The 22,353-nt window shown below is 66.3% G+C and carries 23 protein-coding genes and 2 pseudogenes; 12 read left to right on the forward strand and 13 right to left on the reverse strand.

What is annotated here, in order from left to right:
* Window positions 1–236, forward strand: a pseudogene (locus NFU81_RS28830) (IS4 family transposase); the annotation flags it as partial.
* Between the two features lie 165 nt (window positions 237–401).
* Here the strand turns inward: NFU81_RS28830 and NFU81_RS28835 are convergent.
* The 3 genes from NFU81_RS28835 to NFU81_RS41390 form a co-directional block, all read right to left on the reverse strand.
* Window positions 402–4,169, reverse strand: coding sequence for an NACHT domain-containing protein (locus NFU81_RS28835; protein WP_251496053.1), 3,768 nt, complete (start codon window positions 4,167–4,169; stop codon window positions 402–404).
* A gap of 1,133 nt (window positions 4,170–5,302) precedes the next feature.
* Window positions 5,303–5,824, reverse strand: a complete 522-nt coding sequence (locus NFU81_RS41385) for a DUF6907 domain-containing protein (protein WP_422665312.1) — start codon at window positions 5,822–5,824, stop codon at window positions 5,303–5,305.
* A 185-nt stretch (window positions 5,825–6,009) separates the two neighbouring features.
* Entirely contained in the window at window positions 6,010–6,618 is a 609-nt protein-coding gene (locus tag NFU81_RS41390; RefSeq protein WP_422665313.1) for an ATP-binding protein, read from the reverse strand.
* Between the two features lie 215 nt (window positions 6,619–6,833).
* Here NFU81_RS41390 and NFU81_RS28845 point away from each other — a divergent pair, with 215 nt between their 5' ends.
* Window positions 6,834–8,207, forward strand: coding sequence for an NsdA family TPR-like regulatory protein (locus NFU81_RS28845; RefSeq protein WP_251496059.1), 1,374 nt, complete (start codon window positions 6,834–6,836; stop codon window positions 8,205–8,207).
* A gap of 10 nt (window positions 8,208–8,217) precedes the next feature.
* On the opposite strand, the gene NFU81_RS28850 is transcribed toward NFU81_RS28845, so the two are convergent.
* Entirely contained in the window at window positions 8,218–9,141 is a 924-nt protein-coding gene (locus NFU81_RS28850) for a phosphotransferase enzyme family protein (RefSeq protein WP_251496062.1), read from the reverse strand.
* A 303-nt stretch (window positions 9,142–9,444) separates the two neighbouring features.
* Here NFU81_RS28850 and NFU81_RS28855 point away from each other — a divergent pair, with 303 nt between their 5' ends.
* A complete protein-coding gene (locus NFU81_RS28855; protein WP_251496065.1) occupies window positions 9,445–9,825 on the forward strand; it encodes a hypothetical protein in 381 nt (126 codons plus the stop codon).
* A gap of 75 nt (window positions 9,826–9,900) precedes the next feature.
* The gene (locus tag NFU81_RS28860) at window positions 9,901–10,386 is read left to right on the forward strand and encodes a DUF4291 domain-containing protein (RefSeq protein WP_251496068.1); all 486 of its coding nucleotides are present in this window, start codon (window positions 9,901–9,903) and stop codon (window positions 10,384–10,386) included.
* A 55-nt stretch (window positions 10,387–10,441) separates the two neighbouring features.
* Here NFU81_RS28860 and NFU81_RS28865 read toward each other — a convergent pair whose 3' ends face one another.
* Window positions 10,442–10,726, reverse strand: coding sequence for a hypothetical protein (locus NFU81_RS28865; protein WP_251496071.1), 285 nt, complete (start codon window positions 10,724–10,726; stop codon window positions 10,442–10,444).
* Between the two features lie 290 nt (window positions 10,727–11,016).
* Between NFU81_RS28865 and NFU81_RS28870 the strand changes: the two genes are divergently transcribed.
* From NFU81_RS28870 to NFU81_RS28880, 3 genes are all read left to right on the forward strand, one after another.
* Window positions 11,017–11,409, forward strand: a complete 393-nt coding sequence (locus NFU81_RS28870) for an SgcJ/EcaC family oxidoreductase (RefSeq protein WP_251496074.1) — start codon at window positions 11,017–11,019, stop codon at window positions 11,407–11,409.
* Window positions 11,410–11,590: 181 nt separating this feature from the next.
* A complete protein-coding gene (locus NFU81_RS28875; protein WP_251496077.1) occupies window positions 11,591–12,283 on the forward strand; it encodes a rhomboid family intramembrane serine protease in 693 nt (230 codons plus the stop codon).
* Window positions 12,284–12,339: 56 nt separating this feature from the next.
* Window positions 12,340–13,515 (forward strand): UDP-N-acetylglucosamine--N-acetylmuramyl-(pentapeptide) pyrophosphoryl-undecaprenol N-acetylglucosamine transferase, encoded by a 1,176-nt coding sequence (locus NFU81_RS28880; RefSeq protein ID WP_251496080.1) that lies wholly within the window; start codon window positions 12,340–12,342, stop codon window positions 13,513–13,515.
* Between the two features lie 42 nt (window positions 13,516–13,557).
* Here the strand turns inward: NFU81_RS28880 and NFU81_RS28885 are convergent, their stop codons facing one another.
* Window positions 13,558–13,788: a hypothetical protein gene (locus NFU81_RS28885; RefSeq protein ID WP_251496082.1), complete on the reverse strand. Its 231-nt coding sequence runs from the start codon at window positions 13,786–13,788 to the stop codon at window positions 13,558–13,560.
* 112 nt (window positions 13,789–13,900) lie between these two features.
* A complete protein-coding gene (locus tag NFU81_RS28890) occupies window positions 13,901–14,077 on the reverse strand; it encodes a hypothetical protein (RefSeq protein WP_251496085.1) in 177 nt (58 codons plus the stop codon).
* 186 nt (window positions 14,078–14,263) lie between these two features.
* Here NFU81_RS28890 and NFU81_RS40870 point away from each other — a divergent pair, with 186 nt between their 5' ends.
* Both NFU81_RS40870 and NFU81_RS28895 read left to right on the forward strand, forming a co-directional pair.
* Window positions 14,264–14,386, forward strand: coding sequence for a hypothetical protein (locus tag NFU81_RS40870; protein WP_274038173.1), 123 nt, complete (start codon window positions 14,264–14,266; stop codon window positions 14,384–14,386).
* Between the two features lie 211 nt (window positions 14,387–14,597).
* The gene (locus NFU81_RS28895; RefSeq protein ID WP_251496088.1) at window positions 14,598–15,242 is read left to right on the forward strand and encodes a hypothetical protein; all 645 of its coding nucleotides are present in this window, start codon (window positions 14,598–14,600) and stop codon (window positions 15,240–15,242) included.
* 181 nt (window positions 15,243–15,423) lie between these two features.
* On the opposite strand, the gene NFU81_RS28900 is transcribed toward NFU81_RS28895, so the two are convergent.
* A complete protein-coding gene (locus NFU81_RS28900) occupies window positions 15,424–16,053 on the reverse strand; it encodes a hypothetical protein (RefSeq protein WP_251496089.1) in 630 nt (209 codons plus the stop codon).
* A 576-nt stretch (window positions 16,054–16,629) separates the two neighbouring features.
* Between NFU81_RS28900 and NFU81_RS28905 the strand changes: the two genes are divergently transcribed.
* A complete protein-coding gene (locus tag NFU81_RS28905; protein ID WP_234343529.1) occupies window positions 16,630–16,857 on the forward strand; it encodes a hypothetical protein in 228 nt (75 codons plus the stop codon).
* Window positions 16,858–16,859: 2 nt separating this feature from the next.
* A complete protein-coding gene (locus NFU81_RS28910) occupies window positions 16,860–17,621 on the forward strand; it encodes a hypothetical protein (protein ID WP_251496092.1) in 762 nt (253 codons plus the stop codon).
* A 747-nt stretch (window positions 17,622–18,368) separates the two neighbouring features.
* Here the strand turns inward: NFU81_RS28910 and NFU81_RS28915 are convergent.
* The 5 genes and pseudogenes from NFU81_RS28915 to NFU81_RS28935 form a co-directional block, all read right to left on the reverse strand.
* Window positions 18,369–18,779 (reverse strand): Scr1 family TA system antitoxin-like transcriptional regulator, encoded by a 411-nt coding sequence (locus tag NFU81_RS28915; protein ID WP_308208332.1) that lies wholly within the window; start codon window positions 18,777–18,779, stop codon window positions 18,369–18,371.
* Window positions 18,780–18,785: 6 nt separating this feature from the next.
* A complete protein-coding gene (locus NFU81_RS28920; RefSeq protein WP_251496097.1) occupies window positions 18,786–19,286 on the reverse strand; it encodes a hypothetical protein in 501 nt (166 codons plus the stop codon).
* A gap of 47 nt (window positions 19,287–19,333) precedes the next feature.
* Window positions 19,334–19,462, reverse strand: a pseudogene (locus tag NFU81_RS28925) (IS21-like element helper ATPase IstB); the annotation flags it as partial.
* Between the two features lie 281 nt (window positions 19,463–19,743).
* A complete protein-coding gene (locus NFU81_RS28930) occupies window positions 19,744–20,394 on the reverse strand; it encodes a response regulator transcription factor (protein WP_089100675.1) in 651 nt (216 codons plus the stop codon).
* Window positions 20,382–21,683: a sensor histidine kinase gene (locus NFU81_RS28935; RefSeq protein WP_251496100.1), complete on the reverse strand. Its 1,302-nt coding sequence runs from the start codon at window positions 21,681–21,683 to the stop codon at window positions 20,382–20,384. The genes NFU81_RS28930 and NFU81_RS28935 overlap by 13 nt, the downstream gene beginning before the upstream one ends.
* Window positions 21,684–21,818: 135 nt before the next feature.
* On the opposite strand from NFU81_RS28935, the gene NFU81_RS28940 reads away from it, so the two are divergent.
* Complete coding sequence (locus NFU81_RS28940) at window positions 21,819–22,334, forward strand: hypothetical protein (protein WP_251496103.1); 516 nt, start codon at window positions 21,819–21,821, stop codon at window positions 22,332–22,334.
* Window positions 22,335–22,353 lie beyond the last annotated feature (19 nt).

Here is a 22,353-nt window from a genome sequence, read left to right on the forward strand (position 1 = left end):
GCGACCAGGTCATCCAGGCCAACGGCATCATCGCCGGCACCACCATCGACCTTGTCGGCACCATCGGACGAGCAGTCCTGAACCACCTCATGCCCGCCCGCCGCCTCCGCATCAGCCCCCGCGCCGTCAAACGCCCACTATCCCGATACGCATACAAAAGCCTCAAGATCGACCGGCGCACCTACAAGGCCACCCTCAACATCGCCATCCTGACGACAACACCGATCAGCCCCTAACTTCACGGCCTTGGGCTTTAGGCAGCCACCATGGGCCGAGCCTCGAAGATCGGGGCCCACTTCGGGCTATTGCGGGCAGGTCCACAGCCTGCCCGAGTCGCGCAAGCTTACGTGCCCCGATCTCTCGCCCCATGGCAGCTCCCGCCCAAACCCGCTCCACCGACCTCATTCCTCCTCGAACCAGCCGCCACGCTCTGCAACTTTTGATAGAGGAACTGTCTTTTCGGCTAGCGCCCTCCGCATGCTAACTTCCGCCATCCGAACCAAAAGGATTGGATACGCTACTGCATTACTTGCGATCTTGCGTGCTACCTCCAATGGAATTCCATCAGACGATCGCAGGTGTCCAATATGCAGCGCGTAATCGCCTACTACGCGATACCCGCGCTTAATTCTCTCGATTTCCACACCCCACTCCAGATGTCCGGATCGAAGTCTTTCGATCGCACTATTGAAGATAGCTTCATGAACAAAAGCTTCGTCTCCAATGTAACCGGACAGATATTTATCCACAAGTTCCCGTCGCATGCCATCGCTAGACCAAATCGTAAGAATGGCGGCAAGTCGAGGGCTCATCACGTCGGGCAGCAGGTCAAGGCGCACATCGCGAAATACGCGGAGCCATCCTCGGATTTGTTCAATGCTGCCCAATAGTCGGATGCTTTCCCGGCTACTTAGGCTCTCGACCACGTCGTCTAGTTCGCTGCAGACCTTTGCGAGGGTGGCAGGACCACAGAAGGCCAGAGCCACCAAAGCCCAAATCTGTCGTTCTTCTGAGGTCGCTGCTTCGAGTTGCCTTTTCCACCATGCGGCATTTCCTGCCTGCAGCCGCGCATATCTGACTCGGTCAACCACGCTTACTGAGTCATCAAACAGCTCACTGACTGGAATTTCATCTCTCTTGCCACGTTTGGACACGAGCGAAAGCGAGCAGGCCATACCCCACACGGGCCACTTCCGCCCCAGGATGACCTCAACTTGCTTGATATACTGATTGAATGCGCCGTCCGTCGATTGCAAGTCTTCTTGTTGGGGGCTATGCAAAAGCCCCTGAAATGATCGAACCACCGCATCAATTCTAGAATCCTGCACAGGAGTCAGTTCGCTCTGCGGAATGACGAAGCCAACTCGGCGAGTTAGGTTTTCACCATATGTGCGTCGAATGTCATGGTGATAGTTATTCAATAGAGCCATAGGATTGAGTGCCACACAAAGAAGATCGACCGTAATTTGACTCTTGCGCGGAATTCGGAACCCTGAGATGAAACCATTGAATAGGGCGTCTCGGAAATACGCAAGAAGATCGGGCCGCAGAGTAAAGTAGCTAGCTCTGCCCGCAGCGATGACCGCCTGGATTACCTCGTCGTGAAGAGGAACATCGAACTCCGTAAAGAGGCTGAGCAAGACATCGTCGCCCCGAGAGTTTAGGATCCCGAGGAAGTAGCCAGACCAAATCCAGGAAATTTTCTCGTTGATAGAGGAGAGGAGAGGAAATCCCTCCAGCCACAGGCGATAGAGCTCCTCACGGGTTCCATTCTTCTGCGCGAGTGCGGTAATTGAGACCTGGATGTCACGTGGCGGCCCTCCCTGTAGAACGCCCAGACAGCGCTCAAGGAGTTCGATGCGCCCGCAGCCATCAGGAAGAGTGATGGGCTCACCACCGCTGGTACTGTAATGATCATCGCCGAGGAGGGAGCGATATCCGTCCTTATCTAGGATTAGTTCAATCACTTTCTTGAGGCTACGTGGATTTTGACTGAAGACCCAGTCAGCCACAAGAGTTGCAGAAAGCGAACGAGGGTGAGATGTAAGGCCTAGATCGCTATCGACACAAAGAACCTCAAGCCTATCGACAAGTGACGGCAATTCGCCCTTACTGAAGCAGCCTGCGTAAAAGCGAGTCACGTTGAGCCAGTGGGTGTTCCGCGCTACAGCATCGAACCGCTCATCCTTTGTCCCACGCCTTGGGTTTCCCACAGGACTGTATGGAGCAGTTTCGTAGAGAAACCTGCCGGCGAAGTATTCTCGCAACGGCTGGACTTCAAACTCGAACAGACCTTCAACTGCACCTACGAGGAAAACGACCCGTTGTGCAAGGCCTGTAAACAGCTCCTTCGTCCAGGCGGGGTCTCTTCCTTCTGAGATGAGGTATTCTTTGATCAGTTCCCGAAGGCGACTGGCTTCGATTTTTCCAAGAGCTCTACCTGTTTCCGCCTCGCTGTGCAGGACCCAAGCTAGGTAGCGATGCAGGTCAATCAGCACCTCTTGATGCTTCTTTACAATTTCGCTTTTCTCGGCTTCGCGAGCCAGGAACAGCTCAACATAGATGTCGTATAGCGCTGTCCGCTTGTCGGGAAGACTTCCACCTCGTGTGTGAATTACTGTGAGCAAGATGGCGAGCTGCATAGGGTTACGCGCAAGGTCACGCATGTGCGGCTGGTCTAGCTTCTCAGCCAGCGTCTTGCGGAGATTAGCTGTCTCTTTCGGCTTCAGACGACGAGACTTCGCCCACCGCTCAGAGTATTCTTCGATTAGAGGCCGACCGAGTCGAGTCAAAGTCCATCGCTGAAATAGCTTGGATGGAAAATCAGAGACCTCGGCTAATGCTGAAGGCCTTGTTGTAACAAGCATTTGAAGAGCGGCGGCAGATTCTTTCATTCGCCTCGCCGCAGAACCAATCTCTTTCACCATGTCATTGCGGAGGCGGACTTCTGCAACTTCGTCCAGACCGTCAAGAACAATAAGAAGGGAGCTGGAACGCGCGACAGCAGACAGATCATCGACAGTGAAGGTACGGCCGCCCGACCTCTCACTGATTAAAGCGCTGATGAATGACTCAAGAGACTTGGACGAATTGGCTGGCCGCTCCGAATCAGCTTCTTGACTAAATGGGTTCTTGCCCGAAAGCCAAGTCGCGTACTCCCTCAAGTCAACTTTAATTGGGAAGCGAACAGATTTAGCTTGATGCGCTTTCGGAAGAGTCCTGAAATCGTGCTTTGCTAGAACACGCATCCTATGCACCTGGCACACGTACTGTGCCAGGGTCGATTTTCCTTGGCCGGGTCCCCCCTCTAGTACAACCAGGTCAGAAAGTTTCGCTATGTCGTCGTGGAGAAGAAGTCTTGCCGCACCAACAGGTTCATTTCGATCGTTGATCGATCCGTCGCGCTGAGCTATCTGTTGAACGATCTCGCGAATTTGTAGCGCCCGTTTTTCTTCCTTTCGGCGCCCCTCTTCGTGCGCGAGGTGAATAACCGCCGGAACATCGACGAATAGATTGAGAATCTCGTTACTCAACTCGACTTGCTTGAAGCGTACTTCGTTGTCCAGGTCGAACTGTTCCACAGCGAAGCTCCGCAAGACATCCAGGCGGTTACCCAACAGATCGCCCCCGATGGATTCTGCCAAAGCTTGCAGTAGATCGGTGCCGCGGAGCATGTCAGGGTACGCCCATCTGACGTCAGCATGCCCGTCACATCTCCGGTCTAGATCATCCCTCCACCACGCGCGAATAGGTACAGGGGAATCCGCATTCAGGAGCTCATTGAGCGTGTCAATCGATCCCGAACCAGGAAAAGCCGTCCCGGGAACGTTGGACACTAGAATATATTCGATCGCCCCCTTCTTGCGTTTCAGAATATCCAGAATCTTAGGAATTTCACCCTTCATTGTTTCAATAAGCCACTTATGGACGTCGTCGATACTGAGAGGATTCCTGACAAACTTGACCTGAAATATTCGATAGCCTCCCTGTGGATTCGCAAACATCTGGACGGCATCTCGACCTCCATCCCTTTGCCCGACAGGGAAACACTGCGTGCCAGGGTACTCAAGTGAGATAAGTGCCTGACAAAGTTGTTGAAACCGCTCAGGGTCCAGTTGCTCGTAGAGGTATGTCAACTTAGTCCAACCTTCCCAACTGGCCGTGCTCATGCGAGTCCTGACGACCTTAAGGATGCCAGGGTAGCGCCGTCAGTCCCAGGAAGGCGGAGATCTGGAAGGTTGACACTCACCCTGATGATCGACCGATCACGCCTCTTGGGTTCGCCAAGCATCGAACGCCGCCACTCAAGTGATCCCTGAACGTGATCGGCGGCACGTGGAGCCTGTCCGCCGTGATCATATTTCCGGGCTTCAGACATCCTGGCGTCGCAGGTTAGGTTCCCTTTCATTCACCAACGCTCATGAGCGTTCCGAGGGGACCGCCCATCTGACTTCCCCGCGGCCCAGTCACCCATGCATGCAGGTGAACTCCGTCGAACGGTTGTCCACTCGGCCTGGAGCTAATGGGGTTGGCGGCTTGTTACCGTTCCCAGGCAGGCCGGAGGGTGACGACTTCGGCGGCGTGGCTGAGGCCGGTGGGGTGCGGCGAGGCATACGCACGCCCGGTCGGTTGACTCGCCGTCGTGGCGCGGGCTGTCCTCGGCTGAGGTCCAGGCAACGAAGTCGGATCCTGCATTGATCGACTCTGGGCCGTCTGTGGGCCGTGCGCGGGTGCTCGCGGGTGCCTGACGACGACCAATGACGACCGCTCGCGAGTGGCCAGCAGTCGCTCTGAGCAGGAATGACGGCAGATCGCCGCGTCATCCCGCGAGAACCAGGGCACGAAGACGGTCGTAACTCGCCCGTTGATATTTCGCCATCCGCGGTAGCACGACTCCGGGTTCGTACGACGAGTGAACGTGGCTGCCTCCCAGCATGGTCGGTCCGGAGGCCAGTGCCCACCGGACGTGACCCAGGAGGCGCGCTCCGCGTCAAGAAGCCGCCCGCCCGCCGTCGCGATGGGCCGCCACGGCGCGCACCGCTTCGGCTAACGCGCGTGCGGCCGCCGCCGGCAACTGCAACCGGACAGCCCCTGAGCCGTCCGAGGCTGACTGGGCAACCGCCGTCACCCCCTCCACGTCCGGCCACAGGGCCGAGAGAGCCGCAGCCAGCTCAGTACCCGCCGCTACGGCATCCCGCCACCCTCCGACTTGTCCAGGCACCGGGGTGGTCCGGTCTCTCTCTTCAGTTCCGGAGGCGTCCCAACGGGCGCCCATCGGTCACTTTGTTCGTCGCTGCTTCGACTACGGGTGGCGGGCCGCCCAGTCGGCTCGGTAAGCGACCAGGCGGGGCCGAATGTCGTGCTCCAGCCGGTCGGCCTGCTTGCGCAACAGGGTGGCGAGTTGGCCCAGTTCGGCCGGTCCCAGCCCACTGATCCAGAAGTCCTCGATGAGGTGGATGTTGACGACGGGAACAGGCGACTGGCCGTCGTCGGGCTGCGGAATGCACTCGATGTTGCCCCCGAGGATCCAGGCGACCTCACCGGGTCCGTAGCCGCCCTGGGCCAAGCGGAGGGACTGGCGGTCGAAGGAAGCTCGGTGAATGACGTCGCAGACGGCATTACGCAAGGCCTCCTGCGGGATGCCGGTCCGACTCGGGTCTTCCTCCGCCCAACCTGGCAGGTATCCCCTGACCGTGTCCCCGTCAGCAGCCGTGAGTGTCCAGGAACGACCAGGGCGTGCCGGTGCCGTGGGCTTGGCCCGCCTCACACTGACGGCTTCGTGCTCGGCCCGGCGGGGTCGCCGGTCTGTGAACGTACTCCTCATGATCTTGACCTCCTGCCGGTGGGGGGACTCGGCCGGATGGCCATCCAGCCGGCTTCATATAGGCGTCCCAGGCGAGCGCTGCTGAGTCGTCGAGTGGGTCCGCCCCGGCCGCTGCCCGGTGAGGCCCAGACCGGGGTGGGTGGCACGCGGCCGGAGCGGAGTTCGGAGGGGCCTCACCGCGTCCGTCACCCGGACCCAGGGAGTGGTACCGGTCCGGCTGCCATGGACGGCCGCGGAGTCTGGTCGGCGGTAGGGAGCGGGCCGCCCTCGTGATCGAAGCGGCAGAAGACGCTCTTGCCACCCTCGTCGCGGGGAGCCCACCAGGCCGCGTCGGACAGGGATTGGATGATCAGCAGCCCCCGTCCGCTGTCCGCGAGCAAAGCACCAGCGGACGCCTCCGAGTCATCAGCCACGAGTAGGTCCCCAGCGGGGAGCATCGGAGGGGTGGAGTCCTCGTCCGACACCTCCAGGAACAGGCACGTAGGCCAGGCCCGGAAGGTCACCGCGACACGACGCCCACGGCTGGCCGCCGAGTGCCAGCCGTCGGGGACAGCGTGCTGCACCGCGTTGCCGACCAGTTCGGACAGGCACAAGGTGACGTCCTCGACGAGTCGGCGAAGTCCCCACTCGTGCAGAACCTCGAAGGCAGTGCGGCGAACGACCGACCCCGTGTCAGGCGCGTCAGCGTCGAGGGTCACCGAGCGGAAGCGTTCCGATCCAGCGAGAGCGCTGGGCTCCAGGGGATCGGGATGCGCCGTCCGCAGGGGCCAGCGGTGGGTCTCTCGCGAATCCATCGCGTTGTCCTCCGTCCGTCGGCGGCCGGGTGCGCCGCCGTGTGCAGCAAGTCAACGGCGACACGGATCCGAACGGCAGCGTTCACAGCGGGGTCCGCGTGACCACGGGGGTTCACGCGTCGCGAGGGGGGTTCGTTCGTGAACCCCATTGCAGTCGCGCATATGCGTGACAGGATGGGCACTTGCCGTCATCGTCTCTGGTGGCAGGAGAGATCATGAGGAAGGAACCGAATCACCGCTTAGCCGCGGTGATGGCCGAGGCCGGCGCCACCAACAAGGGCCTGGCCCGCCGGGTGAGAGACGTCGCGCTGCGCCACGGAGCACACGTCGGCACCACGCACGTGGCCGTGCAGCGCTGGCTCGACGGCAGCGGCATCCAGGCGGAAACCGCCGCATACGTCGCTGAGGCACTCGGTAGCAAGCTGGGCCGCCGAATCACCCCCCGCGATGTCGGCTTCTACGTGGCGACCGTGAGCCCGCTCCCGGTCGGTACGAGCTACGCGGCATCGCTGGGGGAAGCGCTCGGGATACTTGACGGTCTCACGCAACTGCGCCCAGAAGACGAGCCTCCCGGCGCAGAGTTATTGGCCGAGGGCGAGGTGAACTCCGCCGTCCTGTCATGGCTGGTCTCGCGCCCGGACGGGCTGCCGACCGAGGCGACAGGTTCCAGGCGCATCGGGATGCGTGATGTCGCAGCCGTCCGCACGGCAGCCGAGATGTTCATGCGCCTCGACTTCCTCTACGGCGGAGGACACGGACACAAGGCATTGCGGCACTACTTCCGCCACGAGGTGCTGCCGCTGCTCAGCGCCAGCTACAGCGAACGAGTGGGAACCGCTCTGTTCGGCGCTGCCACCGAGATCGCACAGCTACTCGCGTGGACCGCGTACGACAGCGGCAACCACAACCTCGCCGATCGCTACCTGCTGTCCACGCTGCGGCTGACGCAGGTCACCGGCGACCGGATGATGGGGTCACGCATCCTCGCCAACATGAGTCACCAGGCCAACTACCTGGGGCAGGCGCCCAAGGCCGCTCGGTTGGCTCGTGCCGCGGTGGAGGGTGGAAGCAACGGCCGCGCCACCGCACGAGCCATGGCCCTGTTCGCCGCTCACGAAGCCCGCGCGCTGTCCACAGCCGGGGACAGCAAAGGAGCGCACCGGGCCATGGGAGAGGCCGAGCGCCACTTAGGGGGCGCGGGGGCAGGGCAAGACCCCGAATGGCTGGCCTACATGGACGAGGCCGAACTCGTCGGCGAGTTCTGCCACTGCTTCCGCGATCTCGGCGACTCCACGCAATCGGTGGCGTACGCCGAACAGGCAGTCGCGCTCACCGATCCCAAGTACGCGCGAACGCTCGGCTTCTGCCGGATGGTGCTCGCGCAGAGCCAACTTCTCGACGGCCAGTTGGAGGCCGCCGTCACGACCGCGGGCCTGGCTGTCACGGAGGGAGACGCGCTCCAGTCGGCTCGCTTCCAGCGCTACGTCACGGACTTCCAGCGCGAGGTGTCCCCCCACATGACCAACCCGGCGGTCCAGCAGTTCAACGAGCACGTACGCATCGCACTCGCCGGCCTGGACGACGAGTAACGGACTCTGCTCAGCCGGGTTGCCAGTCCCGGGGCGCGGAGTCATCACGGAGCGAGGCGATACGGCGGGCGTACTCGTCCGCGATCTCCGCGCTCTCCCCGATGTTCTGCATGAGCCAGGTGGTCATCTTGAACTCCTGGATCGCCCGAAGCGTCGGGAAGCCGCTCCAGTCGCGCAGGTCTCGGCCATACGCGCCGATGAAGTCGCCGTACTGCTCAGACGTCTGCCACGAGAGGCTGTCGTGTTCGGTGGCGGTGACCATCAGGTCCCACTCGGGGTAGTCGAAGCTGAAGTTCTCGAAGTCGATCAGGACGACTTGGCCGTCGCGATCAACCATGAGGTTCTGCACGTGCGCGTCCCCGTGGACCGGCCCGCGAGGCGACTCGAACCGTAGCTCCGCCAACCGCTCGTGGAGTTCGCGGCTGCGTTTGCGCAGGAACTCGCGGTCGTCGCTCGGTATCCCGGCCGTCTTCTCGATGCGCAGCCCCGAGCGTCCGAACACGTCGTAGTGCGGCAGCTCCAGGTCCGCCGGCGGCCGGAGCGCGTGCAAGTCCCTTAGGACCCGGCCGAGTTCCCCATACGTCGGCTTGCGGTCGTTCTCCTCGATCAGATGCCAGAACGTCACCGGATGACCGGCCACGACGCGCGCCTGCTCGACGTCCTCTACCACCCGTGAAGCGGGGAAGCCCTCGGCCTCAAGCCAGCGTGAGACGCGCACCTCAAGCCGGGCCGAAGCCAGGTAATCGGCAGACCGAGCGATACGCACGATGATCGGATGCCGCTCCAACCGGAAGAGGGCGTTCTCCCCGAGCCGGATCAGCCGAGCCCCGTCCGACCCCAGACCGGCAGCGCGACACGCCTCGATCACCACTTGCTGCGCGCGGGTCGACGTGAACTCTTCCGACTCTCCGCGCGCAGCACCGGACGACGGCATACCGCAACCACTCCCTGAGACCATCACGTGCCGAACCGCTGCCGCGCGCAGCCGTGGCAGACGGCGGCACGCGGTACTGACGAGACTGACGCTACCCACAGATCTGACGAGCAGGCTCACACAGGACGTGCCCGGCGTGTGATCGCGGGTAGCTCGGCTCCCGTGGCAGTCGCCCGCCGACCTCGACGCGGCGGCCAGCAAGAGCGCCGCGCAGAAGAGTGCGTCACCGGGCTGTGGCCACCCGCCTCGTGCCCCGGCAGCGCCGACAAGTCGGCTGTCTGTGTGGTGTGGAAGGCTCCGACCATGACCTACGATCTCGCCGTCTGGGAGGGTGACCATCCAGCCGATGACGCCTCGGCCGGGCGGTGCTTCACCGACCTCTACTGTCGGTACATAGACATGGACACCGGAGTGGATCACCCGCCGGCTGTCCGCATAGCAGCGTACGTCGCGGCACTTCTTCAACGGTGGCCGGACATGACGGAAGACGAGCTCGACATATCTCCGTGGTGCAGCGGGCCTCTTATCGACGAGGCCAGCGGCCCGCTGTTCTACTTCGGCTTGCGCTGGAGCATGGCCGAGGAAGCCTCCGCCTACGCGGCTGAGCTTGCCTCGTCGATGGACCTGGTCTGCTTCGACGTATCCATGGATAAGCTCAGGTCAAGATCGTCGGGCATCGGATGATTTGACTGTATCCACTGATGGTTGAGAGCACGATGGCGCTGCGAGTAAGCACTGCCGCGTCGTCGGCAATGCCTGATGCCAAAAAAGGACTACGAACGAGGCTTGACGTGGATCAAGCCGTCGTTCCTGTGGATGATGTACCGCTGCGGGTGGGGCGCCAAGGAGGGACAGGAGACCATCCTCGCCGTCGAGATCTCCCGTGCGGGCTTCGAGTGGGCGCTGGCGCACGCCTGCCTGTCCCACTACGAGCACGGGCTGCACGCCGACCGGGCCGCCTGGAAGCGGCAGCTGAAGCGGGCTCCGGCGCGGGTGCAGTGGGACCCCGAACGCGACCTGCACCTCAGGCCGCTCCCCCACCGCTCACTCCAACTCGGCCTCGCCGGCGACGCCGCACGCCGCTACGCCGACGAGTGGACCGTCTCCATCACCGACGTCACACCCCTCGCCCGCAGCATCCACGCGCACGTCCGCAACGCCGAGTTGGACGCCGCATGGCAACTCCTGCCCCACGAGAGCCCCTTCCTCGTGGACGAAGAGGCCCTGGCGCATCTGCGCCCATGAGTCCGCCCGGAGGGGCACCTCCGCCCGTGGCACTCGGCACGACGAGTCGGTACGCCTAACGGCTCTGTTCCGCCAGCACCTTGTGGCACCTCGGGCAGGAAGCGGCCCGCTCGGCCCGCTCGTTCAGGAAGTCGGCGAACCATGCGGTCGCCAAGGCCGCCACCACCGCGGCGGCCACCCCGAGGCCGACCGGGTGGATCGCAGCCGGCCAGGAGACGAACCGTCGCCGCAGGCCCTTCCAGGCGTCCACCGTCTTGAAGCAGGCGACGACCGACACGATCACGGCGAACAGCTGTGCCGTCGCGACGAGCAAGGCGGCGTGCCACCAGAACCTCCGCACGACGGGCTTCACCTCCTGGTCGCAACTCCGGCAGAACCCGTCCGGGCCGACCCCCGGCCCGGTCTGCGTCAGCGGCACCCCGACCCGAGCGGCCCCCTGCGGCACCGGCCGCCCCCGGTCCACCCGTGCTCCGGCCCCACGAGGCTTCATGGCCATCCCCCCACTCCCCCACGGCAGTCAGCCCGATTGTCCACCTCGCCCCCGGCTCCGCGCAGCTCACATCGGGAGCCGCCACGGCCGACTGGGGTGGGCTTGACACCGGGCCGGGTCGAGGCGCCAAGGTTCTCTCCATGAACACCGAAGCCGCGGACATCAAGGCCATCGAACAGGTCGTGGCCACCGTCGAGCGCACGCAGCGCGCCAAGGACGTCGAGGGGTTCCTCGCACTCTTCCATCCCGACGCCCTCTGGACGACTGCTCACGGCAAGGTCCTCATCGGCTATGACGCGATCGCCGAGTTCACCCGCGCCGTCCTGCCGAACGCGAGCTGGGACGGCGAGGTCACTTACGAGGCAGTGCACACGCAGTTCCTGAGGCCCGACGTGGCGGCCGTCAAGGTCCGGCAGGTCTACCGCTCGGCGGAAGGCGACACGGAGGGAGCCCCGCTCTACGTCATGACCAGGCAGGCAGACGGCTCCTGGCTGCTGCACGCGTGCCAGAACACCGAAGTGCGTGTCGGCTGAGAGGTCCGCCCGAGCGATCCCCTTGCTGCAGCCAGCCCAGACAGTCGAGCCGATGATTCGGCCGACACCGCCGGTGGCCTCGCTGCTCCCCCTGGACCGCTTTCCGGGATCGCCTCGCGCCTGAACTGCCCCTAGGATGCCGACGAACTGCAGGTGGGGACGTTGATGCGGAGGCAGTGGGGTGGAGAAGACCAGGCAGGGCCAGGTCGGTCCTGAGGAGATGATCGCCGAGGCGCGCAAGGCCCTCTTCGTGATGGTCGGCTTCCTCGCGATCGTGTGGGGCATCCAGTGCCTCAACTGGGCGGACGATTACGCCCTCTCCCGCGACTACGGGTTGCTGTCCGGGGACGCCGGCCGGCTCCCCGACGTCTTCGCCGCCCCCCTCCCGCACTGGAGTTGGGCGCATATCGAGAGCAACTCGGGGCCGCTGTTCATTTTCGGCTTCCTCGCGGCATACCGGGGTGTGGCGCGTTTCCTGGCGCTGACAATGCTGGTGGCGGTGACGAGCGGGCTCGCCGTGTGGTTCTTCGAAGGCGCACGCATGGACACGGTCGGTGCGAGCGGGCTGATCTTCGGCTACTTCGGTTACGTGGTCGTCCGCGGGCTCTTCGACCGCCACCTCATCGACACGCTGATCGGCCTCGTCATGGCGGCCTCCTTCGCCTACCTGGTCACGGTCGCCGTCCCCGGGACGCCGGGTGTGAGCTGGCTCGCCCACCTCGGCGGACTGGTGGGCGGCGTCGTGGGGGCCTGGCTGCTGCGTGACCGGCAGACGGACGGAGCCGTGCGGCAAGGGCCGGGCGAGGTCGTCAGGCGACCGCAGCACCCCCGGGCCGACCTCCACAAGGAACTCGAGGATCTGGGCCTGCTGTAACAGCGGCGCACCGCCACCGGCCGTCCGGGCGCCAAGGAGCAAGTAGGGTGCGCCAGATGAACAACTCCCCCCTTCTCCCCCGCACCTTCCGCCTGATCGTCACCGGAGGAGGGACCGGCGGCCACACCTACCCGGCCCTCACCGCGGTCCGGACGCTGCAGTCCCGGCTCGCCGCCGGCGGCGGAACGCTCGACGTCCTGTGGATCGGCACCGACGACGGCCTGGAGGCACGGGTCGCTCCGGCGGAGGGCATCGCGTTCACCACCGTCGCCACGGGCAAGATCCGCCGGTCCAGCAATCCGCTCAAGATGGTGTCGCCGGCGAACGTACGGGACATGGCGCGGGTGCCGCTCGGTGTGGCACAGGCACGGAAGGTCGTCGCCGGCTTCCGGCCGGACGTCGTTCTGGCCACCGGCGGGTACGTCGCCGTCCCGGCGGGCCTGGCCGCGCGTATGTGCCACCGCCCGCTCGTCCTGCACGAGCAGACCGTGCGCCTGGGGCTGGCCAACCGCAAGCTCGCGGGCTCGGCAACGAGGATCGCGGTCTCGTCGGAGTCCTCGCTCCCGCTCCTGCCGCAGTCCGTACGGGACATCGCGGTGGTGACGGGCAACCCGATCCGCCCCGAGGTGCTGGCCGGTCACCCGGGCAAGGCAGTCGAGGCCCTCGGGTTGCACGGCTTCGACCCGCGCCTTCCCACCTTGTACGTCACCGGCGGCGCCCAGGGGTCGCAGCAGATCAACGACGTCGTCCGGGACGTGCTGCCGTGGCTTCTTGAACGCGCGAACGTGATCCACCAGTGCGGGCCGGCCAACATCGACGGCCTGCGCCGCCATGCGGCCTTCCTGCGGCCCGAGTTGGCGGCCCGGTACTACCTGACGGGCTTCGTCGGACCGGAGTTGCCCGACGTCCTGGCGCTGGCCGACATGGTGATCTCCCGGAGCGGCGCCGGCACGCTCGCCGAGCTGACCGCCCTGGGCAAGCCCGCGGTCTTCATCCCGCTGGCCTCGTCGGCCGGAAACGAGCAGGCGCACAACGCGCGGCACCTGGAGGAGTCCGGGGCCGCCGTCGCCCTGCTCGGCGAGGTCACCGCCGACACCCTGCGCGACGCGGCCGGCCCGCTCCTGACCGACCCCGCGCGGAGGGCCGCGATGGCGGACCGGGCCAGAGCGCACGGGCGACCGGACGCGGCCGACAGGCTCGTGGACGTCATCCTGTCCGCCGCGTCCGGCTGACCTGCGCCGGCGCCACGCACCCGGGAGGGGTGAGCGGGCGGATCACGGCATTTCCGGGTCGTCGATCAGGGAGAACCCTCCCCCGTTGCACGTCCCGCAGGGAACGCCGCCGGACTCCCCCGCTCCCCGGCAATCGCCGCACGACCCGTCGTGCAGCAGGGTCCATCGAGTGGGCTGCACTTCCCCGGTGTTGCCGACCTCGACCCGCTGCACCTTGGTGACCTGCAACGGGACGTTCTCCAACACTCCGCCGACCCGCAGGCTCTCGCCCACCAGGACCCTGCTGAGCAGACAGTCTCCACCCCGCCGCTTCGGCCGCCCTCGGACGACCCGGCCCTACGCCGGCGGCATCCCGTCGCAAGCCGGCCCCGGCAGGTCACTGCCTCTACGGCCAAGAAGTCCAGCAGAAGATCACCAGGGTTGCGACCACGCCGAGGATGCCCGCGAAAAGCCACATTGCGGCACCAACACCGAGCACCAGCCCGATGAGTCCACTGCATACGGTGATGCTCACGCCGAGCAGCAGCGCCTCCCGGAAGCGCCGGCCGTTGCCGTCGTTCAATGGGGCACCTCCTCCCGGTAGCGGCAACCGTGCAACCACCGGCCCTCAACCTACGTAGCCCGCCGTCAGGTTGGCGTGAGGGACGAGCCGTCTCACCGGGTCCCGGCCCGGGCACCGACCGTCCGTCCGACCGGCCGTTGGGCGAGGCAGGCAGGGCACAGGGCGGCTGGCAGCGGCTTCATGTTCATGAGCCACTTCCCCACCTACGCGAGCTGCGTCCCCCAAGCACAGGCCAACGCCCCGGTGCACGGTCCGGTCTACATCTGCGAGTACGGCACCAACGGCTTGTGCCTGCTCTGGATGCACTGAACCGACCCCGTCGCTCATGCGCGGACCCGCACGGCACCCCGCCGCGCGGGTCCGTTCCGCTGTCCGTACGGAACATCGCGGCTTCCATGAGCGGCACCGGCGCCCTACGCGATGATGAACGAGCGGATCCGACCATCGATTCACTCTGATCCGCCGACCGGCTACGGAAGACGCTGCAGTCGAAGGTCGCAGCGACCTGGGGGGACTGAGAATGGAAGTTCTGACGGAGACGGGGATATCGCTGTTATCCAGCGCCCTCTTCGTGCTGCTCGCATGGATATTCTCAAAGACGGCACGCCGCTTCGCCCGTGGCATCGCGGCCCACATGCTTCACCTCGACACCGAAGAGGTGTTCGCCAATGGCGGGGAGGCAGGGCCGGACATCAAGCGCGAGCTCAACCGTGCGCGGACGGTGTTCATCTTCACCAGCCGTGGAGCCGAACTCCAGCGTGAGACATTCGCCGAGATGATCGCCCGGAGCCACTCCCGCCGCTGCCACTGCCGCATCATGCTCCCGCAACTCACCGTACCCGCGGGCGAAGTCGACTGGATCGCCGATCGCGAGGCCGAGCTGCACGACTTCGACTCCGCCTTCGGCACGGACCTGCTCCGCCGGCAAGTCGCGGCCACCTACGACTATCTGTCCCCCCTCTTGGTGCCCGGCCACCTCGAAGTGCGCGGCTACAACATCCCTCACCTGGGTCGCGTTGTAGCAACAGAGCGGGTCCTCTACCTGACGCCCTATTCAGCAGACCGACACGGCAGCAGTTCGCCTGTCATCAAGTACCGCCGGGGTCAAACATACGATGTCCTGATGCGTCTGATGGACAAAATCTGGACGGCCAGTTCTCCTTGACGCCTACAGCACCACACGCGGTGCGCCCAGCGTGGACGTCGTAAGCGCGCGGACACCGTTCCGGCGGGCCGTACGGTGCCCGAAACACCTCACCTCACCTCACCGCACCTCAGCGAGACCTTCGGCGCACCTCCGGCCCGAGCCGGCAAGGCCTCCTACGCAGGGCGGCGCCGGCCGACGGTTAGTCGCGCGAAGGGCCGACCAGCACAGCCCCCGGGTAATCAGAGACCTTGGCATGGCGGTAGGCCTCCGTCAGCGGGGCGGGTTGCAGGTTCAACGCCTGGGCGACAGCCCAATGCCGGCTCTCGGCGAACATCTGCTCGTCCTTGTCCAGGCCCTCGCCCCTGAGCAGCGCGCCGAGCCTGTCGAGGTCCACGTCTCCGGTGCCAAAGGATGCGAACGCCTCCGGGTCAGCGCCACAGGGACCGCTCGGCAGAGACTCGTCGTCGGGGTCATAAAGTACGCCGCCCAACTCGACCTTCATCTCACCGTCGTCGTCCTCAAAGGGCGTTCCCAAGTACGCCATTTCCGACTGGTATTCGTGAACGCACTCCCCACCCCGGTAGACGTACAAGCTCAGCAGGTCCGAGTCGTACAGGCTGTGGGCGAGCACACTGAACCCGCAGGTGCCGCTGAGGTAACACCCCAGGTCGTCCACATCCGCGACGTTGTACGCGCCCTCACGCGGCAGTAGCGCGGTGCGTTCCAGACCGACAGGAGCAACGATCGCCGTCACCTCGGCCCGGATCAAAGCCGCGCGCACCTGATCGACTCCGGCCGCCACGAGTACGCCCTCGTAGCTGCTTCCCATGGATGACCCCCAGATCGCCGTACCTCCGCTGCCACGCGCACCATAGGGCGTCCCTATGACAACGGACCGGCAGCAGCAACCAACGACTGGCAAGCGTCGATACCTCTGCCGGCGGTCGCAGGACGGCTCCGTCAGCGCGCAGCCGCTCAGCATCGCGCACAGACCACCCCCGGGCACGGCTGCGCCCTGGCCACTCGGAAGCGACCGGGCACCATACCCGCAGGTCAGCGGCTTCCAAGGAGGCCGGACCCGGTAGGCCGTGTGGGACTCGAACCCACAGCCGATGGATTAAAAGTCCTGGTCAGCGCGTGCCGGGATGTGGTGGACGGTGAAACCGTCGTCCGAAAGCCGCAGGTCCGGTGGTGCCGCTTGCTACTACGTCCGCCGGGGAACAACGAGTGCCGACACATCCGCTCACGCAACCCACTACCCGCTGGGGAGAGGGCGGATCCAGACGCTACGCACATCTGAGAATAGGAGTACCATTAGGTACCAGGAGGCAGACACATGGAGATCGCAGAAGGAACGCGAAGTCGAGCAACTCGCACAACAGCACCCTTGAAAGTGGATGCGGCGGTGGACGAGCTGATCGCCGACGGTGCCCACTTCCTCGGGATGACCAAGAAGGACCTGGTCGCCGCAGCAGTCCGGACATATCTGGAGCTCCGCCGTGAGGAGGTCCGCGCCAGCATGAGGGAGAAGATGCGCAAGCTCGACGGATCCGTCGAGTCGAGCGTTTCGCTCTTGACCGGGCTATCACCTGAACGGATAAGGGAACTCGGCGGCGTAGGCGAGGACGACTGACCGTGCAGCCCGCTCGCCCCACCCTTCGCACGCTCCGTGAGGACCTGAAGCTTCCGCTGCCCTCCGCGCGGAAGCCACTCGACGAGTTGGACCATCCCCTCCTCGCGAAGGCGCGGGAACTCTTCGGCGACGACGAGACCAGCCACGAGCGGATCCGCGCCATCGACGACGAGGTCCTCTTCAAGATCAAAATCCAGAGGTGGCGCGGAGCAGCCTGGATCGACAAGGATCTGGACCTGCCCTGGCTCGTGGCCGCGGGTCAGCGCGAGGACGGGTCCTTAGATGACTTCTACGCCGCGCTGGAGACCAGCGCCCGGGCCGCACGAGCCCGCCACAACGCCGACCATCGCCGCTCCTTGGCCGGCAAGACCTACGTGGGCCATCTCCTGCCCGACCAGGACGATCGTGATCGCTACCAACTCGAAGCCGACACGCGCCTCGTACGCCGGCTCGCTTCGGCGATCCGTGATCTGACCCGCGGTTCACTGCACGACGGACACGAGCACGCCGTGGACTTCGCCACGTTCCGTCTCGGCGTCCTCGTGCGCGCCGAGGACGGCCATGAGACCTACGTTGCAGTACGCATCACCGGCTCCGTCCCCGACGACCTGACCGCCGTGGTCCTTCGCCATGTCCCAGGATGCGAGCCCACCGACTGGTACCCCGAATACGCCCTCCCCAGCCGCTCTCTCCTCCCCGCCGAACAGGCCTGGTCAACTCTGATGGACCCCAAGGCAGCTGCCGAACTCCTGAATGAGGAATGACCTGATGGGCCGCCTCCGCGCGAACCCGCGGCCGGGGCGCCCCGACCGCTAGGCGCTCCGCCCGGCCCGGCTCGGCGAGACGCTGAACGGCGTGAGGCCCACGGCGCCCTGCGGCCGGGCCACCGCATCAGGGGGCGACCAAGCCTCACCCATCGCTCACGCATGAGCCGGGCACGGCTGTGCCCCGGCCACTCGGAAGCGACCGGGCACCATACCCGCAGGTCAGCGGCCTCGCGCGAGGCCCAACCCGGTAGGCAATGTGGGACTGGAACCCACAGCCAAGCAGTGCGCGAAGGTCATCGAGCTGGCGCAGGAAGCGGATTGAACCGAGGTTGGGGTCCGCTGCAAGCACCTCGTGCGGCCTGGGCGGCCTGGGGACTGCGGTGGCCGCCGCGCTGGACGGAACCGCGGCGTGGCGGCAGGCCCGACGGTCGATCTTCACGACCATCACCCGGTGGCGGTTCATCGTGTCCGGGGTCAAGGGCTGGGTGCCGATCCTACTGGGCGGGGTCGGCGGGCCGCCCATTCCTTCCGAGTCCGGCCCCAGAGTCGGCCTGCCCAGCCGGTGAGGACCGCGGCGAACGCGATACCGCCGGTGATGTCCCACAGTCCGTGCCGGTCGAACGCAGCGATGAACGTGACGATGCTGAGGGTGGACATGATGAGGGCGCCTGTCGCACAGGCTGCGGTTCTCATATGGCGCACCGTACCGAACCCCCCCTCGCGGCGTCCCGCCGACGCCCGGTCTCAGCGCAGGGCGTCGATGGCGCGGACGATCAGGGCGCGCGCCTCTGCCCCGTACACCGCCTGCTGATGGAAGGCCGCGAAGGCTCGGACGTACTGAGCGACCTCGTCCGGAGTCGTGATCTTCATCGAGACGGACAGCGGTTCGCAGTGGACCCGCTCGTCATCGAACACGGTGGAGGTTTCAATCGGCCACGTCGTGCGCGCAGCAGCGAAGGGGACGACACCGAGCGATACGGCGGGCAGGTCCATGACCGAGAGCAGTAGCCCGAGTTGCCCAGCCATCACCCCTGCGTCGCCAAGCTGGTGCCGGAGGACGTTCTCCTCCATGAGTATCGCGAACTGGCTTCGTTCACGCTCAGCGGCAGCGTTGGTCGACGAGTTTGAGCAGCAGTCAGCGATTACTGGATCGATGAACGTTCACCAGTTTTGACGGCGCTTCACGTTGCAGTCGTGTCCGTCGCCAGGCAGGCCCATGACGTTCAACACGGGCTCCTCGCCCTTGGGGATCTCGAAGGTGAAGTTCGCTTTTGTCGGGATCGCCACGAGCGAGCGCTGGTCGCCGAAGGTCGGTGGCGGATGGGGCTCCCAGGGGCAGCTGGCCTTGTCCAGGGCGGAGACGACGTCTGCGTGCTTGAGCCCTGCGGGGAAGGTGCCCGTCCCCCCGACAAGCGACGGGGGGAGTTCGACGACGTCGCGCCAGGTCTGGACGCAGATGAGAGACACCTTGCGGCAGCGGCAGACACTCAGTTCGAGGTCTCCGTAGGCGAAGAGCCTTGGCCACGTTCTGTTCCGGCTCATCGTTCCGATATCCCACGGCTCGCCGAGAGCTGCCGTCACATCGTTCCAGTCGGCTCCGCTGGACACCGGGCCGAGTCGGCCTGTCTTCGCCATATCGGCCAGGACATCGAGGATCTCCACGAGACGGAGCCTGACAGGTGTCCTGACCAGCGGTCCAGGTTTCAGGATCAGCCCGCTGCGGGCTCTTCGGCTCGCGCCCGGGTGGAGGCGAGGCGGTAGGAGTCGGTGCCGGTCTCGATGATCGTGCCGTTGAAGGTGAGCCGGTCGACGATGGCCGCGCAGAGCCGGGGGTCGGAGCCCGCAGGCGGCCTCGGCCGCTCCCGGCCAGTCCTCCCCGGCTCCGGCCGACTCCCCCACTCCCGCACCGCCGAACCCGGGACGAAGGCGCTGACGCGACGACCGGCGAGGACACCAGTGATGACCAGCCCCACCCATGCCTTGGCCCTGCGCACGACGGCCTCCGCCTTCGACTCCCAGCGCGGCAAGGCCTGGTGGAGAGCGCCTGCCCGAAGGTGCCGCATTCCCCACCAAATGGCGATCAGCAGTTGTCGACTGGGCATGCGGGCAGGATCGCCTACTATGCGGTCGCAACGCCCAGGAAGCGCAGCACCGCCAGGACGCGGCGGTGGTCGGCGTCGGCCTTGGGCAGGTCGAGCTTGGTGAAGATGCTGTTGATGTGCTTGGCGACAGCGCTCTCGCTCACGACCAGCTCGGCGGCGATGCCGGAGTTGGACCGGCCGCCCGCCATCAGCTCCAGCACCTCCCGCTCGCGCGGCGTCAGCCGGTCGAGCGGATCGCTGTGCCGGCGCACCAGCAGCTGTGCGACGACCTGCGGGTCGAGCGCGGTTCCGCCGGCCGCCACCCGGCGTACCGCCTCGGCGAACTCCTCGACGTCGGCGACGCGTTGCTTGAGCAGATAGCCGACGCCCGAGGTGTTGGCGGCGAGCAGATCGGCGGCGTACCGCTCCTCCACGTACTGCGACAGCAGGAGCACGGCGGTACGCGGGTACTGGCGGCGGATCACCAGCGCGGCGCGCACCCCCTCGTCGGTGAAGCCGGGCGGCATGCGCACGTCGACCACGGCGATGTCGGGACGGTGCTCCTCGACGGCCGCCAGCAGCCCTTCTGCGTCGGCGACTTGGGCGCACATCTCGAAGCCGGCCGCCTCCAGCACCTTGACCACGCCGATGCGCAGCAAGAGGGAATCCTCGGCGATCACGGCGCGCACGGCAGCTCCACGGTGATGACGGTCGGGCCCCCGGCGGGGCTGCGGCAGGAGAACGCGCCGTCGACGGCCGCCACGCGCTTGGCGAGCCCGGCGAGCCCGGTGCCGCCGCCGGCCGCTGCGAGATCCGCGCCGCCCGCGCCGTCGTCCGCGACGACCACCAGCAGTGTCTCCCCGATCCGCTCCACGGTCACGTCCGCCCGGGTCGCCTGGGCGTGTTTGACCACGTTCGTCAGGGCCTCGGAGACCACGAAGTACGCGACGGCCTCGACCGTGGGTGAGGGGCGCTGCGGCAGGTCCACCGCCACGCGCACCGGGATCGGGAGGCGGGCGGCGACCCCGGACAGCGCGGCGTCGAGGCCGCGGTCCTCAAGGACGGCCGGATGCAGGCCGCGCACCAGGTTGTTCAGCTCGGCGATCGCCTCCTTCGCCTCGCGGTGCGCCTCGTCGATCACTTTGCGGGCGTCCTCCGGCAGGTCGCCGAGGGTGGCCCTGGCCAGGCCCAGGTTGACGGCGAGCGAGACGAGGCGCTGCTGTGCGCCGTCGTGCAGGTCGCGCTCGATCCGCCGCCGCTCGGCGTCGGCGGCGTCGAGCACGCCGGCCCGGCTCTCGGCGAGGTCGGCGACCCGCCGGGCGAGCTTCTCCGTGCGGCTGGGGCCGAGCAGGACCTCGGCCGCCCGGGTGTCCAGCCGCACCAGAGCGCCGGTCAGCCGGAGCCCGAGGAACAGCAGGGCGAGGCCGCCGGCGGTGATGTACGCGGCCTGCGTGGTGTACCCGAGGTCAGTGACCCGCCACTGCGGGGGCAGCGCCCAGATCCACACGTAGATGGAGGCGGCCACGAGAGCGGCGGCCCAGACGGCGAGGACGGCGAGGTCCAGGACGGCGAGCAGCGGACCCGCCACGGCGTGGTAGCAGACCTGCCGCCACAAGGCCCGGCCGGTCAGCCGGCGTACCGCCGACTTCCAGTTGCGTCCCCGCCCGGGTGCGGCGGGGCGCGGGAGGTCCTTGCCGACGAGTGCCCGGTAGCGCCGCCGCTGCCCGCCGGTCAGCAGGGGTGTCACCACGAGCGTGAGCAGCACGGGCAGCGCAGTCACGAGGGGTGTCACCACGAGCATGAGCAGCACGGGCAGCGCAGCCAGGGCCGGCGCCCCCGCCATCGCGCCGGCCAGCCAGAGCCACAGTGGCACCACGGCGAGGTGGAGCGGCAGGCCGGCGGCGACGAGCACGGTCCGGTGTCCCGCCCTGCGGAACGGCCGGCCCAGCACCAGCTGCAGCCACGTCGTGAGTTGCATGCGTCAAACGGTAAAGCCGCAGGCCATCCCCATGCCATGACGCTGCCGCCCGGTTCGGGGGTGCACTTTTCTCCACCCCGGGTCGGAACCCTGCGTGACTGACGGCGCCCCGGTGCACGCCGGAGGCTGGAGTACGTGAAGGGGACAGCCGACGACGAGCGGGGGAAGAGGATGCGTCAACTGGCGTTGTGCGATGAGGAAGTGGCCGGTGCCGAGGGCTTCCACTGCGCCGAGGTCATCCCGCTCCACGAAGCGGCGGAGGAGCCGCGCCCGGCGCGGGGCATGCGGCGGGCCGGGTGGCTGCTGGTCGCCTGCGGGCTCGCCCTGCTGCCGTGGCTGTACGTGCTGGCCACCGGCCTGCCGGCCACCGCGACCGCGGCGCACTGGCCGGTCGCCTGGGTCGGGCTCGACGCGCTGGAGGCGCTCGGCCTGATCGCCACCGGCCTCCTCGCCGCCCGCGGCGACCGGCGGCACGCCCTGGCAGCCGCCGCGACCGCGACGCTGCTTGTGGTGGACGCCTGGTTCGACACCACGACCGCGGCCCCGGGCGGCGACTTCGCCACCGCGGTCGCCATGGCGCTCGGCGCCGAACTGCCGCTCGCCGCGCTGTGCGGCCGGCTGGCGCTGCGGACGCTGAGCCGGCCCGCGTGACGCCGACCGCCCGACCGCA

Origin of the sequence: Actinacidiphila cocklensis, from assembly GCF_907177275.1 — a bacterium.
GTDB classification, from domain to species: Bacteria; Actinomycetota; Actinomycetes; order Streptomycetales; family Streptomycetaceae; genus Actinacidiphila; species Actinacidiphila cocklensis.

Excerpts from the sequence above, each read along its gene's own strand:
- NFU81_RS28870 (WP_251496074.1), top strand. The coding sequence starts at position 11,017 with ATGAACACCGAAGCCGCGGACATCAAGGCCATCGAACAGGTCGTGGCC.
- NFU81_RS28900 (WP_251496089.1), bottom strand. The coding sequence starts at position 16,053 with ATGGGAAGCAGCTACGAGGGCGTACTCGTGGCGGCCGGAGTCGATCAG.
- NFU81_RS28935 (WP_251496100.1), bottom strand. The coding sequence starts at position 21,683 with ATGCAACTCACGACGTGGCTGCAGCTGGTGCTGGGCCGGCCGTTCCGC.
- NFU81_RS28880 (WP_251496080.1), top strand. The coding sequence starts at position 12,340 with ATGAACAACTCCCCCCTTCTCCCCCGCACCTTCCGCCTGATCGTCACC.
- NFU81_RS28855 (WP_251496065.1), top strand. The coding sequence starts at position 9,445 with ATGACCTACGATCTCGCCGTCTGGGAGGGTGACCATCCAGCCGATGAC.
- NFU81_RS28850 (WP_251496062.1), bottom strand. The coding sequence starts at position 9,141 with ATGCCGTCGTCCGGTGCTGCGCGCGGAGAGTCGGAAGAGTTCACGTCG.
- NFU81_RS41390 (WP_422665313.1), bottom strand. The coding sequence starts at position 6,618 with ATGGATTCGCGAGAGACCCACCGCTGGCCCCTGCGGACGGCGCATCCC.
- NFU81_RS28895 (WP_251496088.1), top strand. The coding sequence starts at position 14,598 with ATGGAAGTTCTGACGGAGACGGGGATATCGCTGTTATCCAGCGCCCTC.
- NFU81_RS28835 (WP_251496053.1), bottom strand. The coding sequence starts at position 4,169 with ATGAGCACGGCCAGTTGGGAAGGTTGGACTAAGTTGACATACCTCTAC.
- NFU81_RS41385 (WP_422665312.1), bottom strand. The coding sequence starts at position 5,824 with ATGAGGAGTACGTTCACAGACCGGCGACCCCGCCGGGCCGAGCACGAA.
- NFU81_RS28860 (WP_251496068.1), top strand. The coding sequence starts at position 9,901 with ATGCCAAAAAAGGACTACGAACGAGGCTTGACGTGGATCAAGCCGTCG.
- NFU81_RS40870 (WP_274038173.1), top strand. The coding sequence starts at position 14,264 with ATGAGCCACTTCCCCACCTACGCGAGCTGCGTCCCCCAAGCACAGGCC.
- NFU81_RS28845 (WP_251496059.1), top strand. The coding sequence starts at position 6,834 with ATGAGGAAGGAACCGAATCACCGCTTAGCCGCGGTGATGGCCGAGGCC.